Here is a 16,426-nt window from a genome sequence, read left to right as displayed (position 1 = left end):
GTTGGCGGACAAAACCGATTCAACAATCAATGTGGCCAGATTGTGATAGCTGACCGCATTTTACCCTTTGTTTGATGACAATCACAATCAAACATTGGTGATAATCATCGACATAAAAAAGGCCACTCTATTAGAGCGGCCAGATTTGTTTACAAAATGATGGTGCGTATGTCAGATAAAATGCCTGACAAGGTCACACTAAAGCGTGCAGCCATGGCGCCATCAATCACACGATGGTCGTATGACAATGACAGTGGCAACATCAATTTAGGTTCAAACTCTTTACCGTTCCATTTAGGCTTAATTTCAGATTTAGACACACCTAAAATGGCCACGTCAGGATAATTAACAATCGGCGTAAACGCCGTACCGCCAATGCCACCTAAGCTTGAAATAGTAAAACAGCTACCTTGCATGTCAGCAGACTTAAGCTTACCGTCACGAGCACGGATAGAAATGTCAGTTAACTCACGCGACAGCTCAATAATGCCTTTCTTATCAACATCACGTACAACCGGAACCATTAGGCCGTTTGGTGTGTCAACCGCAACACCAATATGGAAGTACTTCTTCTGAATAAGCGACTCGCCATCAGCACTTAAGCTTGAGTTAAACACAGGGAACTCAGCCAATGTTTTTGCCACAGCTTTCATCATAAACACAAGTGGAGTGATTTTGTAATCTGCCTTTTTCTTGGCAGCAATATCATTCTGTTGCTTACGGAACGCTTCCATTTCAGTAATGTCAGCTTCATCGAACTGAGTCACGTGTGGAATAGTCACCCAGTTGCGGTGTAAGTTAGGGCCAGAAATTTTCTGGATACGGCTTAATGGCACTTCTTCCACTTCACCAAACTTACTGAAATCAACTTTAGGCGCAGCAATCACGTTTAAGCCACCAGCACCACCAGCAACAGAGGTTGCAGCGGTTGCTTTAGGGCGTGATAGCTCGTACTTCACAAACGCTTGCACGTCTTCTTTTAAAATACGACCTTTACGACCGGTACCGCTAACCTTTGTTAAATCAACACCAAACTCACGCGCCAAACGACGTACCGCAGGAGAAGCATGCACAACGCCTGTTGATGCTGTCACTGCTGCACTTGGATGGTGCGGCACTGGCGGAGCTGACGGACGGCTCGCAGCCATTGCCGGTGCAGGCGCTGCTGGAGCGGCTTCAGTTTGAGCAGGAGCTGCCGGAGCAACAGGTGCTGAGCTTGTGGTTTCAACAGTGGCAATTAAGCTACCTTGAGACACTTTATCGCCCACTTTAACCGTTAACGACACCAGTTTACCGGCAAACGGTGCAGGTACTTCCATGGTGGCTTTGTCAGTTTCAAGGGTAATTAAGCCTTGATCTACAGTGATGTCATCACCTACTGATACCAGCACTTCAATAATATCTACATCACTGGCATCACCAATATCAGGTACATGAATCTCTTGTACTTGAGTTGTCGCAGCTGCTGGTGCAGCTTGTGCCACTGGCGCAGTAGGTTGAGCCGCTTGAGCCTGTGGAGCAGGTGCAGAACCCGCAACTTCTAGCGTGATAACCAATGAACCTTCAGAAACTTTGTCGCCAACAGCCACTGTTACAGATTTAACCACACCGGCTTTCGGTGATGGTACATCCATAGTTGCTTTGTCAGTTTCTAGAGTAATTAACCCGGTATCAACATCAATGCTATCGCCAACGGCAACTAACACTTCAATGACAGACACATCAGTATCGCCGCCAATATCTGGCACCTTAACGTCAATCACTTGTGAACCACCCGCAGGTGCTGCCACCGGGGCAACAGGTGCAGGAGCCGCAGCTTGAGCAACCGGCGCTTCAGCTTTAGGGGCTGGAGCCGCGTCGACTTTTGCTGGTGCAGCATCAGCTGCCGTCATCATTGCGATTAACGTACCTTCAGAAACCGTATCGCCTACTGCAATTTTCAGTTCTGTTAACGTACCAGCAAAAGGTGCTGGAATGTCCATGGTCGCTTTATCACTTTCAACGGTAATGATAGATGCTTCTTTTTCAAGAAAATCACCCACAGCGGCACAAATTTCAATAACTTGTACTGCGTCAGTGTCGATATTAGGAACCAAAACTTCCTTTAAATCAGCCATTTTGTATCCCCTTACGCGAACTGTGGGTTGATCTTGTCAGCGTCAATGCCATATTCAGCGATGGTTTTAGTTAACACATCAACAGGCATTTCATTACGCTCAACAAGTGACTTCAGTGCCGCAATAACAATAAACTTAGCATCGACTTCAAAGTGATGACGTAAGTTTGCACGGCTGTCGCTGCGACCAAACCCATCAGTACCTAACACTTTATAATCTGTCGGTACAAAAGCACGCAATTGCTCACCGTAAATCTTCATGTAGTCAGTAGCGACAATGGCGGGTGCATCAGCAGATAATACCTGGCTGATGTACGCTTGCTTAGGTGTCGCTTCTGGGTGCAACATGTTCCAACGCTCAGCAGCCTGGCCGTCACGGGTTAACTCGTTAAAGCTGGTTACACTGAATACATCTGAGCTCACACCAAAGTCTTTCGCAAGCGCTTGAGCCGCTTTACGCACTTCTTCTAAAATAGTGCCACAGCCCATTAGCTGTACTTTACCTTTACCACTACCGGCAACAGTTTCAAGCTTGTAAATACCTTTTACGATACCTTCTTCGGCACCGGCTGGCATTTCAGGCTGAACGTAGTTTTCGTTCATGGTGGTCAAGTAGTAGAAAATGTCTTCCTGGTTTTCGCCATACATACGACGAATACCGTCTTGTACCACTACCGCAATTTCATAACCGTATGTTGGGTCGTAAGAGATACAGTTTGGAATCGTGTTAGCCAATACGTGGCTGTGACCATCTTGATGCTGTAAACCTTCGCCGTTCAATGTTGTACGGCCAGAAGTACCACCCACCAAGAAACCACGTGCGCGCATGTCGCCAGCAGCCCATGCCATGTCGCCAATACGTTGGAAACCAAACATTGAGTAGTAGATGTAAAACGGAATTGTTGGCATGTCATTCACAGAGTAGCTGGTTGCAGCTGAAACCCAAGATGACATGGCGCCTAATTCGTTAATCCCTTCTTGTAACACCTGACCGGTTTTATCTTCACGGTAGTACGCCACTTGATCAGAATCTTGTGGAATGTATTTTTGGCCTTCGTGAGCATAAATACCCACTTGACGGAATAACCCTTCCATACCAAAAGTACGCGCTTCGTCAGGAATAATTGGCACAATACGCTTGCCAATGCCTTTGTCTTTTAACAAGGCAGTTAACACACGAACAAACGCCATTGTTGATGAGATTTCACGGCCGTTAGAGCCTTTTAAAATCGAATCAAAAATTTTCAATGAAGGCACTTCTAGCTCTTCAGTGAATTTTTCACGACGTTGCGGCAAATAACCTAATAACGCTTCACGACGACTCTTTAGGTATTTCACTTCTTCAGAGTCTGGACCTGGATGGTAGAAAGGTAATTCTTCTAATTTATCGTCTGGGATTGGGATATTGAAACGATCGCGGAAGTAACGGATAGACTCAGCGCCCATCTTCTTCACGTTGTGAGCGATGTTTTTACCTTCGCCAGCATCACCTAAACCGTAACCTTTAACCGTTTTAGCCAAGATTACCGTTGGGCGACCTTTAGTTTTCTGTGCATGCTCTAATGCAGCGTAAACTTTAACAGGGTCGTGGCCACCACGGTTTAAGCGCCAAATGTCATCATCTGACATATTAGCCACCATTTCCGCCGTTTCAGGGTATTTACCAAAGAAATGCTCACGCGTGTACGCGCCGCCTTTGGCTTTACAGTTTTGGTATTCACCGTCTACGGTTTCTTCCATTAACTGTAATAACTTACCGCTGGTGTCACGGGCCAATAATGGATCCCAGTAGCGACCCCAAATCACTTTAACCACTTCCCAGCCTGCGCCGCGGAATTCGCCTTCAAGTTCTTGGATAATTTTACCGTTACCACGCACAGGGCCATCAAGACGCTGCAAATTACAGTTAACGATAAACACTAGGTTGTCTAATTCTTCACGCGCAGCTAAACCAATTGCACCTAATGCTTCTGGCTCATCACACTCACCGTCACCCAAGAAACAGTAAACCGTTTGCTTAGAACAATCTTTTAAGCCGCGGTCAGTTAAATACTTTAAATAACGCGCTTGATAAATCGCCTGAATAGGACCAAGACCCATCGATACCGTTGGGAACTGCCAGTAGCTAGGCATTAACTTAGGGTGCGGGTATGAAGATAAGCCCTTGCCATCAACTTCTTGACGGAAATTAGCCATTTGATCTTCAGTAATACGACCTTCAAGGAAAGAACGTGCATAAATACCAGGTGCAATATGACCCTGGAAGTAAACTAAGTCACCACCGTCTTGCTCATTTGGCGCACGGAAGAAGTGGTTAAAACACACATCATAAATCGTCGCACTAGAGGCAAAACTTGAAATATGACCACCTAGCTCTAAATCTTTCTTAGAGCCACGCAATACCATTGCTAACGCATTCCAACGGATAATCGCACGAATACGACGCTCCATTTCCTGGTTGCCAGGCATATTTGGCTCGTGGCCTGCCGGAATGGTATTTAAGTAAGCGGTAGTCGCGTTATACGGTAAATGAGTACCGTTACGGCGAGCTTTGTCGATTAGTTTTTCGAGTAAAAAGTGTGCACGTTCAGGCCCTTCTTGCTCTAACACAGCTTGTAGAGCATCAACCCATTCTTGGGTTTCTGATGGGTCTAAATCTTGAAGCATATCTTCAGACATCTCGCAGTCCTTCTCTATATACGGATTATATTTCGGCTTTTTGCTGCTTGTTGACACAGCAAAAGTGTATTCTCATTCAAAGTAACAAGTACTACACGCCGCTCTTTAAACGGCGCAAACTACGTTGCAACCGACTGTCTTCTTCTCTTACTGACAACATGACTTCTTCGATATAGCTTAAATGCTCGTTCGAAGCTTCACGCGCAGCGTCTGGGTCCCGGCGTATAATCGCAGCCAATAATGCCCGTCTGTGATCATTTGCCTTGGTGGAAGCTTCTTTGCGAATGCTTAAAAGCTCCAGGTTTTGTGCCACATTTTTGTGTAGCACAGGGGTTAAACTTAATACTAGATGCAGCATAGCCACATTGTGTGACGCCTCGGCAACCGCACGATAAAAACGCACAATTGCAGCTGCTTTCGCTTCAAAATCCGTTGCAGCCTCTACGTCACTAATTTTAGTTTGAATATTTTGCATGTCAGCATCAGTGCCACGCAGCGCAGCATAATACGCCATCATGCCTTCAGTGGCGTGACGGAACTCAAGCAAGTCGTATTGACTTTCAGAGTCGTTATGCATTAATTCAACGATAGGATCGGCAAGACTTTGCCACAGTTGTTCTTTTACGTAGGTGCCACCGCCTTGACGACGCATGAGCAACCCTTTGGCTTCTAACTTTTGAATGGCTTCGCGCAATGAAGGACGAGACACTTCAAATTGCACCGCAAGTTCGCGTTCTGGAGGCAGTTTCTGACCCGGCTGCAAACTGCCTTCGAGGATCATGCGCTCTAACTGCTCCATGATTACATCGGAAATTTTTGGCTGGGTAATCTTACTATAAGCCATCTGGCGCCCTGCTCCCTAAATAAGAGATTGTCAATTGGTCTTACCAATTAATATGAGAGAGCGCACTTTATCAAATCATACAGGCTGTGTCTAGTTATCAGCTTATTGACAACCGAGCTCAAGTTTGTTTAAAACGCTCAATCCATGAGCATAACCGATATTTGAATTAAAGGGGTCAGACCATTTACCCGAAAGCGCTAAAAACGAAGAGCTAGCAAGCTAGGAACTAGAGCGCTACGCTGCTAGAAGGCTATAAAATCTCAGCAGCTAAGCTGTCCTAGCAGGACGCAGTCCGCCCTAAGATCTAGTAGCAAAAAGCCTAGAAACTAGAGCGCTACGCTGCTAGAAGGCTATAAAATCTCAGCAGCTAAGCTATCCTAGCAGGACGCAGTCCGCCCTAGAACCTAGCACCTAGAAGCGAAGCGCCCTCACTCCCAACTAACTCACAAATCCAAAAATGGTTAATACCGACACTAGAGTCAGTAACAATACAAAGTTGCGTTTACTTAAGGCCAGTAACGCTAAAGTCGACTGCACACTAATAGGTGCATTACCCGCCTCAGGCAATGACTCTGCCGCAACGGCCGTTTGAGTCACAATAGTTTTAGCATCACAACGAATTCTTAACCCATGTTGGCGCCACGCTCGTAAACCACTGCTAAATTGACCACTCAATACGTAACCAAAACTAAACAACCGGCTTGGTAACCAATCAAGCAAGGTTTGCAAATCATCTACCAGCGGCATTTTAGTTTGGTTTTTAACATTAAAGTCACTGTAAAAACGCACGGTGCAATATAACACCGCACCAACAGGGCCTAAAAAGATTAAAAACAACGCCACTGCGCCGTAATAACGATAGTTAATCCAGGCAACCGTTTGGCCCACTTTTTGACCTAAATCCTGTTCATCAACCACATCAAGGCATTCAGTACAATCAAGCTGCCCCGCATATCGATAACATGCCTGTACATCGCCACGACAAGCAGCCTGGATATACTGTTTAAACACGGTACGTATGTTTTGGTGGCTAAAACAAATAATCGACACCACAACCCAAAAGGCCAAACTGAGCAAATCGAACAACATGCCCTGCAATAAATGACTCACCACAAATACCACTACCGCAGGCAATATAAGCGCCATCGCCACGCCAAATTCAGACGCCAGTGAATCCGCATCCCAAAATTGTTTATGGTAGCGCACCATTAAGCGATCAAACTGCAATCCACTTGGCAATAACTTAAGTCGCTCGACTAAAATCGCAACTAATAATGAAAATAACGCCATGAATATCCTTTTAATCGATGATCTATCGTATCAATAACTATTGTATAAAACAGTGAACGACCGATATTGTATAAAACAGCGAACGCACGATAATGAATCTTATAAAGTATTCAAGTTGTTGCCGTTAAAATGGCTTGTTTGTAACGTAACCAATCAAAGCTATCACCCGGATCCGTTTTGCGTCCGGGAGCAATATCACAATGACCAACAATATTTGCTAAGGTAATCATAGGATACTGCGCCATTAAGACCAATGTTAACAGCGTTAATTGTTGATATTGCTCATCGGTATAACCGCTACTGTCAGTACCTTCCATTTCAATACCAATAGCAAAGTCGTTACAACCACTACGATCATTAAAGCTTGATACGCCAGCATGCCAGGCTCGATCATCACAACTGACATATTGCACTACTTCACCATCACGGCGAATTAAAAAATGTGCCGACACCTGTAACCCCGCCAACTCAGCAAAACTGTCATCAGCATCAATATCTAAACAGCCCTGAAACAAACCATCAATGTGCGGTAAACCAAAACAGCCCGCAGGCAAACTAATGTTATGCACCACCAACAAGCTCACTTCACCCTCAGGCCGTTGATTAAAATGGGGCGACAAACACTTACGTGCACTGTCCAGCCAACCGTTATCTAATACTCCAATAGCCATAACAACCTCAACTTAATGTCGATACTGTAATTTAACAGTTATACCCAAGCCACCTCAAGGTGCGTATTACGCGAAAATAGGATGCTTTCAGTCGTGGTGCTGATTTGCTACAGAGTAATGCTATGTTGATAATCAGCGACAAAGCATAACATCCACCCAAACTCACCCAGGGGCTATTTGAACCCTAGATATTTGACCCCAGATATTCGAACCCAAGATATTTCAACCCTAGACATTTGAACCCGAATACCAATGTTAAAAATTGCCTATGAGTGAGTGTCAGACAGTCGTGTAAATATGATAATCTTGTGCAAATGCTTTTTGGTACACGACAACCCCCATAATCGGTTATCGTTTTGCCCTATCACGCTCTTTAGCAAGGACTTTGCTTATGTTAGAAAATGACATCCGCCACGCAGTAAAAACAGCACTCGATGAAGATCTCGGCCACAGCGCCCATAACACCATCGAAGACATGTTAACGGCAGACATTACTGCACAACTCATCCCTGCTGATAAACACGTTTCAGGCAGTTTAATCACCCGCGAAGACGGCGTATTTTGCGGTAAAGCCTGGGCCGAACAAGTCTTTAACCAACTTGGTAGCGAAGTTGTACTGCATTGGCATGTCGACGACGGCGACCTAGTAGTACCTAATCAAGTGCTGTGTGAACTATCCGGCCCTGCACGCGCCATTTTAACCGGCGAGCGCACTGCCATGAACTTTATCCAAACCTTGTCTGGCACAGCCACACTCACCAAACATTATGTCGACAAACTGTCGGGCACCCATACTCGCTTACTCGATACCCGCAAAACCATTCCAGGCTTACGTACCGCGCAAAAATATGCGGTAACCTGCGGCGGCGGCAAAAATCATCGCATCGGCTTATTTGATGCCTTTTTAATTAAAGAAAATCACATCATGGCCTGTGGCGGAATTTCACAAGCCATTACAGCAGCTCGCGCATTAGACGACCGCAAACCAGTAGAAGTAGAAGTTGAATCACTTGACGAGCTTACCCAGGCACTCGACGGTGGCGCAGACATTATTATGCTCGACAACTTCGACGTCACCATGATGGTCGACGCAGTCAGCATTAATAACCGTTATAAAGATAAAGGCCAGGGCGCAAAATTAGAAGTATCAGGCAATGTCACCCTAGACACCCTCGCGACATTTGCGCAAACCGGTGTTGACTATATTTCAGTAGGCGCACTTACCAAACACGTTAAAGCGCTCGATTTATCGTTAAGATTGAAGGCGTGATGCTTCTAGGTGCTAGGTACTAGGGCGGACTACGTCCTGCTAGGACAGCTTCGCTGCTGAGATTGAGATACTAGGTTCCAGAGCGGACTGCGTCCTGCTAGGTCGCTGCGCTTCTAGAACCTAGCAGCGTAGCGCTCTCGAATCTAGGCTTTCTGCAGCCATAAAAAGCGCCAACAAAACGACATTGTTACATTTATGTCAAAAAAATAACTCACAAAGCTAGCATGTCAAAAAAAACTTATCGTATAATGTGCGGAAAATGTGAATTTACAGCATTTTTAGACATTTATTTTTTATTTGTACGGTAAAACTATTCCATTTTGTAACGGTTTATACTAACGTTTACCGTAGGCGAGTTGGCCTTTCGGCCATGTACAGTAACCGCTAAAGTGTAAACAAGTGCAAAGCTGTTAACATTTAGTCCACATTTGTGATGGTCTATAATAGACTAAATACTCAAATGCATATGACCTACATGTTAGCGTTAGCGTATTTACTCTAGGTTTACTGCTCAGCCGAAATGTCATTAAGTAAATAATCTGCTAACATTTGTTGAAGTAAACGTGCATGTCAATACGCTCATCGCGTAGCAACACACACCAAAACTCAAGCAATATTAGCAACACTAAAAACGTGGTTATATCGGTATAACATCAATAACCACACAATTGTGCTTAAGGTTTTCGGCAAATGGAATGCCGGCGAATTCACTACATACTAGAAAATGAGTGTTTCGCCATCGAGGATTGATACAACCCGGCCTAATTTTACGGAGAGAAAAATGAAAGGTATCAACCAAATCAAAAACGCTAAGGGTTTTACTCTTATTGAATTAATGATCGTAGTTGCGATCATCGGTATTCTTGCTGCAATCGCACTGCCTGCTTATCAGGATTATACGGTCCGTTCACAAGCAGCATCTGCACTTCAAGAATTAACAGCTGGCAAAGTAGGCTTTGAACAAGCTGCAGTTGAAGGAAGAACACCTAATACAACTGCTGGAACTGAAGGTTTCATTGGAGTAGGTGCGGCGACCACATATTGCTCAAGTGTAACTGTTACACCTCCATCTACAACAGCAGGCGGTTCTTTAGAATGTGCAACTCAAGGCGGTAATGCTGCTAAATTCAATACTAAAACGATTACCTTAACTCGCTCAACAGAAGGTGCATGGACATGTGCTACTACTCTGTTGAAAAGTTACGCTCCAGGTAAGTGCGTTGGTGCTTAAAGAGCATTTAAAATAAGAAAAGGCAGCTGTGCTGCCTTTTTTGTCTTTGATTACAAATTTAGTTATTTCATAATGCTAGAAATTATTATGTTAACAAGGTAGAAAGATATGTCGACTGCTGGATTAAATCTTGGTCTATCTACATTATTCATTAAAAGAAACCTGTTAACAGAAGAGCAGATTACTACCTCGATTTCTCAATCCCGTAAAACCAAAGTTTCACTTGTCACTACGGTTATTCATGCAAAGCTCCTGTCGGCGCGTGAAATTGCTGAGTTATGTTATGAAGAATATGGCACACCATTACTCGATTTAAACGAATTTGACTTAACAACAATTGCAGAAGAATTATTAAACAAAAAGCTCATTTCAAAACACAAGTGTTTACCCCTGTTTAAACGTGGTAATCGCCTTTATATCGCCACATCTGACCCTACCAATATAGCGGCACTTGAAGATTTCCAATTTAGCCTAGGTTTACATGCCGAAGCTATTCTGGTTGAAGATGATAAGCTCCTAAAAGCCTTAGAAAAAATACTAGAAGAAGACATAAGTGGCCTAGGGTTAGAAGGTATAGATGAGGAAGCGTTAGCAGGTATAGAAGTTACAGACACCTCTCGCGATGATGAACCATCAACTGATAGCAGCGACGATGCGCCGATTGTTATCTACATCAATAAAATTCTTACTGATGCCATCCGCAAAGGCGCCTCGGATTTACACTTTGAGCCGTATGAAAAACGTTACCGCATTCGTTTTCGTATTGACGGTATTTTACATGAAGTATCCGAGCCTCCAGTCAATTTATCAGGGCGTATTTCTGCTCGCTTAAAGGTGATGTCTAAACTCGATATCGCCGAGCGCCGCGTACCGCAAGATGGCCGTATTAAAATGAAGCTGTCGCGCACCAAGTCTATCGATTTTCGTGTCAGCACCTTGCCCACCATTTGGGGCGAAAAAATTGTAATGCGTATTTTGGACTCATCATCCGCCCAGCTTGGTATTGAAAAGCTCGGCTATGAAGATGATCAACGTTTATTGTACGAAGAGATGCTCGCCAAACCTCAAGGGATGATTTTAGTTACTGGTCCCACCGGCTCGGGTAAAACCGTATCCTTGTATACCGGGCTTAATATCCTCAATACCGAAGAGCGTAATATATCTACCGCGGAAGATCCGGTCGAGATCAACCTCGAAGGTGTTAACCAGGTTCACATTAATTTAAAAGCCGGTTTAACTTTTGCTTCAGCTCTACGCTCATTTTTACGTCAAGACCCTGATGTGGTCATGGTAGGTGAAATCCGTGACCTAGAAACGGCAGAAATTGCCATTAAAGCCGCGCAAACCGGCCACCTAGTGTTATCGACACTGCACACTAATTCGGCGGCAGAAACCTTAACCCGTTTAATCAACATGGGCGTACCCGGTTATAACATTGCCAGCTCGGTAAACTTAATTATTGCCCAACGTTTGGCCAGACGTTTATGCCCTGCCTGCAAGCAAGCAGAAGAAATCCCTGCGGCAGAGCTACAACGCCTAGGCTTTCAAGAGGCGGACATTGCTAAAGGCATCAGCGTATTTAAACCCGTAGGCTGTGAATTATGCTCTGGTGGTTATAAAGGCCGTGTCGGTATTTACGAAGTGATGAAAATGAGTGATGAAATTGCCCGTACTATTATGGAAGGCGGTAACTCGTTACAAATAGCCAAGCAGGCTAAACAACAAGGCATGCGAGACTTACGTCAGTCAGGACTACTTAAAGTGATTCACGGCGTGACCAGTATTGCCGAAATAAACCGTGTCACCAGCTTTTAATTAGTCTAGAGTAGAAATTAACGGTACAAATTTATTCTACTTTGCAACATCGCTCTGAACTGTCTCAATTATGGATAAGAGCTCGCGAAAAAAGGATTGGCTCCATGGCCACTGCAGCAGCAAAAAGAAAACCTAAAACCAGAAAACAAACTCAAAAACACCAACCCAAGGTGTTTACTTTTGAATGGAAAGGCGTCAATCGTGATGGTGCCCGCACTTCAGGTGAATTACGTGGCTCAAGCATCGCTGAAATTCGCAGTGTTTTAAAAGCACAAGGTGTGACACCTAAAGGTGTACGTAAAAAGTCGGCACCTTTATTCAAGTCCGAGAAAAAGATCACTGCAATGGACATTGCTATGATCACTCGCCAAATAGCCACCATGTTAGCCGCAGGTGTTCCATTAGTGACCACTATTGAATTACTCGGTCGCGGTCATGAAAAAGCAAAGGTAAGAGAACTACTAGGAACAATATTGTCGGATGTGCAATCTGGTATCCCATTATCAGATGCGTTAAGACCTCACAGGCAATATTTTGATGATCTTTATGTAGACTTAGTTGCAGCAGGTGAACACTCTGGTTCACTTGACGCTGTATTCGATCGTATTGCAACTTATCGTGAGAAAGCCGAGCAGTTAAAATCTAAAATTAAGAAAGCCATGTTTTATCCCGCTGCGGTAGTTGTTGTCGCGGTTGCCGTTACTGTTTTGTTATTGTTATTTGTTGTACCTCAATTTGAGGATATTTTTAAAGGCTTTGGTGCTGAGCTTCCAGCATTCACACAGCTCATTATAGATGTTTCACGTTGGTTACAAAGCTCATGGTATTATTTTGCTATAGCCATTATTGCTGCTATTTGGTTATTTAGGCGAACGCACAGGAATTCATTAGAGTTTCGTAACAAAATCGACCAAATGGTTTTAAAAATTCCAGCTATCGGTGACATCTTGCATAAAGCAGCAATGTCGCGTTTTGCCCGAACGTTAGCCACAACTTTTGCTGCAGGTGTACCGTTAATTGATGGTTTAGAGTCTGCTGCTGGGGCCTCAGGCAATTATGTATACCGAAGTGCACTACTTAAAGTGCGCCAGGAAGTCATGTCAGGGATGCAAATGAACGTTGCCATGCGCACCACGGGACTATTCCCAGACATGCTGATTCAGATGGTAATGATTGGCGAAGAGTCTGGCGGTTTAGACGAAATGCTTAATAAAGTCGCTAATATTTATGAAATGCAAGTCGATGATGCCGTTGATGGTTTATCAAGCCTAATCGAACCAATTATGATGGTGGTCATTGGTACGGTTGTTGGCGGACTGATTATCGGCATGTATTTACCAATCTTCGAAATGGGCAACATTGTTGGCTAACAATCTAATATAAGAAAAATGACTGAATTTATCTCAACTTTTGTCACAACAATGCATCAGTATCCATGGATGTTTGTTGTTATTAGCTTTATTTTTGCTGCCACTATTGGCAGCTTTCTAAATGTAGTGATTCATCGGCTACCTGTAATGATGAAACGCGAATGGCAAAGTGAATGTAACTTTTACTTAAATGAATATCATCCCGATATTGTCAAACAAATCGGTATTGAGCGTTTAAATAAGCCAATCGATGAATTTCCGGCAAAATACAATATCGTGATGCCAGGATCAGCCTGCCCTAAATGCAAAAGTAATATTAAGCCATGGCATAACCTACCTATTATGGGGTGGTTATCGTTAAAAGGAAAATGCGCCAATTGCAAAACCGCAATTTCGGCACGCTATCCTATTATTGAGCTGCTAACGGGTTTACTCATCGCCACGCTGGCGTTCTATTTTGGTCCGACATGGCAGTTTGTCTATGCCAGCATATTAACCTTTGTGTTAGTGGCGTTAACCGGTATCGATTTAGATGAAATGCTCTTACCAGACCAACTGACCTTACCGATATTATGGTTAGGGCTAGTCATCAATCTAAAAGGCATTTATGCCAGCCCACAAGATGCGATTATTGGCGCCGCTGCAGGTTATTTAAGTTTATGGTCAGTATTTTGGTTATTTAAACTCGTCACTGGCAAGGAAGGTATGGGCTACGGTGATTTTAAGCTGTTAGCCGTATTTGGCGCCTGGTTAGGCTGGCAAATGCTGCCACTGATCATCTTATTGTCATCACTTGTCGGCGCGGTGGTCGGCATCATGATGATTATAACTAAAAAGCTTAATAAAGGTAACCCGATCCCTTTTGGCCCTTATATTGCCGCCGCAGGCTGGATAGCACTCGTTTGGGGGCAAGATATTCTTAACTGGTATCTCAGCACCTTATGACCTATAAGAAGTATATCGTCGGTCTCACTGGAGGGATTGCCAGCGGAAAAACTACCGTGGCTAATCTATTTGCCGAAAACGGCATTGAGCTTGTTGATGCCGATGTAATTGCCAGAGAAGTCGTTGAGCCTGACTCAAAAGGACTCAAAGCAATAACAGAGCATTTTGGTACTGAAATACTGCTACCAAACGGAGAACTCGATAGAGCAGCGCTGCGCAGTCAAGTCTTCGATAATCCACAGCAAAGGCTCTGGCTTAATAATCTATTGCACCCTATGATCCGTCAAACCATGCTTGAGCAAGTTAATGCATCGACTTCGGCTTATGTGATCATGGTTGTCCCCTTGCTGTTTGAGAATCATTTAAACAGTTTAGTCACTACAACCCTTGTAGTGGATATTTCACCAGAATTACAAATTTCAAGAACGATGCAACGTGATGGCGTCAGTAAGCAACAAGTTGAGCATATACTCGCAAGCCAAATGAGCAGAGGGCAACGACTCGATAAAGCCGACCACATTATCGATAATCAAGGAGACATTAACCTGTTACGTAAGCAGGTAGCTCACCTGCATCAACTCTTTTTACAACAAGCAGCCGAATTATCGATTAAAGCGAATAACTGATTTAATTGACCAACAGCCTATAAACATATGCCCAGTTATTTACACCTAAAAATCTAGCTGCCAATTACAAGCGTTAGCCAACCATCAGTGCCCAATAAAATCCTTATATCATCGCTGTAGGACGTCCAGTAAACCCCTTCACGCTTATGCAACGATTCAGTTCTCACTAGCAACCTGCTGCTAAACCCTTTAACATCACACCATAATCACAAATCGCACAGACAAGCATTAATAAGCTTGAACGTGGACTAAGAGATATTAATATGCCATTAACAGTAAAATGCCCCATTTGCAGCACATCAGTTGAGTGGAATGCTGAAGCATTATTTAAACCCTTTTGTAGCGAAAGATGTAAACTCATCGATTTAGGTGATTGGGCAAGCGAAAAGCATAGCATTCCCGTTAAAAACAATATCGACCCTGATATGATGGATGATATTGGCTACGATGAAGAAGATTTCTTTAAACAATAAAGACAATACAAAAGAGCTAAAATGCAAAAAAGAATCCATGTCGCCGTTGGTGTGATTATCAATAAACAAAAACAAGTCTTATTAGCTAAACGCCTTGATCATCTTCATCAAGGTGGTAAGTGGGAATTCCCCGGTGGTAAGGTAGAGCAAAATGAATCAGTAACAGAAGCCTTGATCCGTGAACTAAAAGAGGAAGTAGACCTTAACGTCAATCAAACCACAGAATTTATGGATATTAGTCATGATTATCCAGACAAACATGTCAGATTAGACATTCATTTAGTCACAGACTTCAACGGCACAGCTGTTGGGCTAGAAGGACAACAAGTCAAATGGGTAGATTTTGATTCACTCAAAGACTACGAGTTTCCAGAAGCCAACCAACCAATCTTAGATAAATTACTGACATTAGTATTTTAACCATAACAGCCATCAATCTCGGTGGCTATTTATACCCATGTGATAATGTATTAACAGGCTGGCAAACGAAACAATTAATCACCAACACAATGCTAAGAATTGTCATCAAGAAATGACTTTAGTCCAACCTAGGCATATCGACCACATTAATATCTTGCTCATTTTGACACACAAATCTCAGACGTAAAAAAGCCCATTGCGTTAGCAACGGGCTTTCATACTTATTAGGCGCCTGGAAATGACCTACTCTCACATGGGGAGACCCCACACTACCATCGGCGATACTGTGTTTCACTTCTGAGTTCGGAATGGGATCAGGTGGGACCACAGCTCTATGGTTTCCAGACAAAAAATTGTACGGAACAAATTTTTAACGCACTTTAGTGCGGCCCGTTAGGGTCAAATACATGGATGTATTTGATAAATTGCTCCTTTATCTAACGCTATCATTAGCATTAAATAATAATTCGGAAAGCTGATGCAGTTGTCTTTCAGACTCGCTTTGTTGAGTTATCACACTATCTAAGTGCTCTATTCTAATACTAAGTTCATATCAGTAAAACCCATCTGGGTTGTATGGTTAAGCCTCACGGGTCATTAGTACAAGTTAGCTCAACGCCTCACAACGCTTACACACCTTGCCTATCAACGTAGTAGTCTCCTACGGCCCTTTAGA

13 protein-coding genes and 2 rRNA genes are annotated in these 16,426 nt (G+C 43.7%); 8 read left to right on the top strand and 7 right to left on the bottom strand.

Features of this window, described 5'->3' with window-relative positions; translation table 11 throughout:
- Positions 1-149: 149 nt before the first annotated feature.
- The 5 genes from aceF to ampD all read right to left on the bottom strand — a co-directional run bounded on the left by aceF (position 150) and on the right by ampD (position 7,600).
- Positions 150-2,117 carry a dihydrolipoyllysine-residue acetyltransferase gene (gene aceF / locus GQA99_RS09020; RefSeq protein ID WP_160053564.1) on the bottom strand — a complete coding sequence of 656 codons (1,968 nt, stop codon included), beginning with the start codon at positions 2,115-2,117 and terminating at the stop codon, positions 150-152.
- An 11-nt stretch (positions 2,118-2,128) separates the two neighbouring features.
- Positions 2,129-4,795: a pyruvate dehydrogenase (acetyl-transferring), homodimeric type gene (aceE, locus tag GQA99_RS09015; protein ID WP_160053563.1), complete on the bottom strand. Its 2,667-nt coding sequence runs from the start codon at positions 4,793-4,795 to the stop codon at positions 2,129-2,131.
- A 91-nt stretch (positions 4,796-4,886) separates the two neighbouring features.
- Positions 4,887-5,639 (bottom strand): pyruvate dehydrogenase complex transcriptional repressor PdhR, encoded by a 753-nt coding sequence (gene pdhR / locus GQA99_RS09010; RefSeq protein ID WP_160053562.1) that lies wholly within the window; start codon positions 5,637-5,639, stop codon positions 4,887-4,889.
- Positions 5,640-6,077: 438 nt separating this feature from the next.
- Positions 6,078-6,929, bottom strand: a complete 852-nt coding sequence (gene ampE / locus GQA99_RS09005) for a beta-lactamase regulator AmpE (RefSeq protein ID WP_160053561.1) — start codon at positions 6,927-6,929, stop codon at positions 6,078-6,080.
- Positions 6,930-7,039: 110 nt separating this feature from the next.
- Positions 7,040-7,600: a 1,6-anhydro-N-acetylmuramyl-L-alanine amidase AmpD gene (ampD, locus tag GQA99_RS09000; RefSeq protein WP_160053560.1), complete on the bottom strand. Its 561-nt coding sequence runs from the start codon at positions 7,598-7,600 to the stop codon at positions 7,040-7,042.
- A gap of 391 nt (positions 7,601-7,991) precedes the next feature.
- On the opposite strand from ampD, the gene nadC reads away from it, so the two are divergent.
- From nadC to mutT, 8 genes are all read left to right on the top strand, one after another.
- Positions 7,992-8,870: a carboxylating nicotinate-nucleotide diphosphorylase gene (gene nadC, locus GQA99_RS08995; protein ID WP_160053559.1), complete on the top strand. Its 879-nt coding sequence runs from the start codon at positions 7,992-7,994 to the stop codon at positions 8,868-8,870.
- 781 nt (positions 8,871-9,651) lie between these two features.
- Complete coding sequence (locus GQA99_RS08990; RefSeq protein ID WP_276615939.1) at positions 9,652-10,101, top strand: pilin; 450 nt, start codon at positions 9,652-9,654, stop codon at positions 10,099-10,101.
- Positions 10,102-10,209: 108 nt separating this feature from the next.
- On the top strand, positions 10,210-11,916 hold the full coding sequence (gene pilB / locus GQA99_RS08985; RefSeq protein ID WP_160053558.1) for a type IV-A pilus assembly ATPase PilB: 1,707 nt from the start codon (positions 10,210-10,212) through the stop codon (positions 11,914-11,916).
- A gap of 104 nt (positions 11,917-12,020) precedes the next feature.
- A complete protein-coding gene (locus tag GQA99_RS08980; RefSeq protein WP_160053557.1) occupies positions 12,021-13,286 on the top strand; it encodes a type II secretion system F family protein in 1,266 nt (421 codons plus the stop codon).
- Positions 13,287-13,304: 18 nt separating this feature from the next.
- Positions 13,305-14,231: a prepilin peptidase gene (locus GQA99_RS08975; RefSeq protein WP_160053556.1), complete on the top strand. Its 927-nt coding sequence runs from the start codon at positions 13,305-13,307 to the stop codon at positions 14,229-14,231.
- Positions 14,228-14,857, top strand: coding sequence for a dephospho-CoA kinase (gene coaE / locus GQA99_RS08970; protein ID WP_160053555.1), 630 nt, complete (start codon positions 14,228-14,230; stop codon positions 14,855-14,857). The genes GQA99_RS08975 and coaE overlap by 4 nt, the downstream gene beginning before the upstream one ends.
- A gap of 263 nt (positions 14,858-15,120) precedes the next feature.
- Positions 15,121-15,330, top strand: a complete 210-nt coding sequence (gene yacG / locus GQA99_RS08965) for a DNA gyrase inhibitor YacG (RefSeq protein ID WP_160053554.1) — start codon at positions 15,121-15,123, stop codon at positions 15,328-15,330.
- A gap of 21 nt (positions 15,331-15,351) precedes the next feature.
- Entirely contained in the window at positions 15,352-15,750 is a 399-nt protein-coding gene (mutT, locus tag GQA99_RS08960; protein ID WP_160053553.1) for an 8-oxo-dGTP diphosphatase MutT, read from the top strand.
- 230 nt (positions 15,751-15,980) lie between these two features.
- On the opposite strand, the gene rrf is transcribed toward mutT, so the two are convergent.
- Positions 15,981-16,096, bottom strand: a 5S ribosomal RNA gene (gene rrf, locus GQA99_RS08955).
- A gap of 230 nt (positions 16,097-16,326) precedes the next feature.
- A 23S ribosomal RNA gene (locus GQA99_RS08950) occupies positions 16,327-16,426 on the bottom strand; the annotation flags it as partial.

The organism is Shewanella litoralis (genome assembly GCF_009828585.1).
GTDB classification, from domain to species: Bacteria; Pseudomonadota; Gammaproteobacteria; order Enterobacterales; family Shewanellaceae; genus Shewanella; species Shewanella litoralis.
Note: the sequence above shows the minus strand (reverse complement) of the source record. Positions and strands in the feature narration are given on the sequence as shown.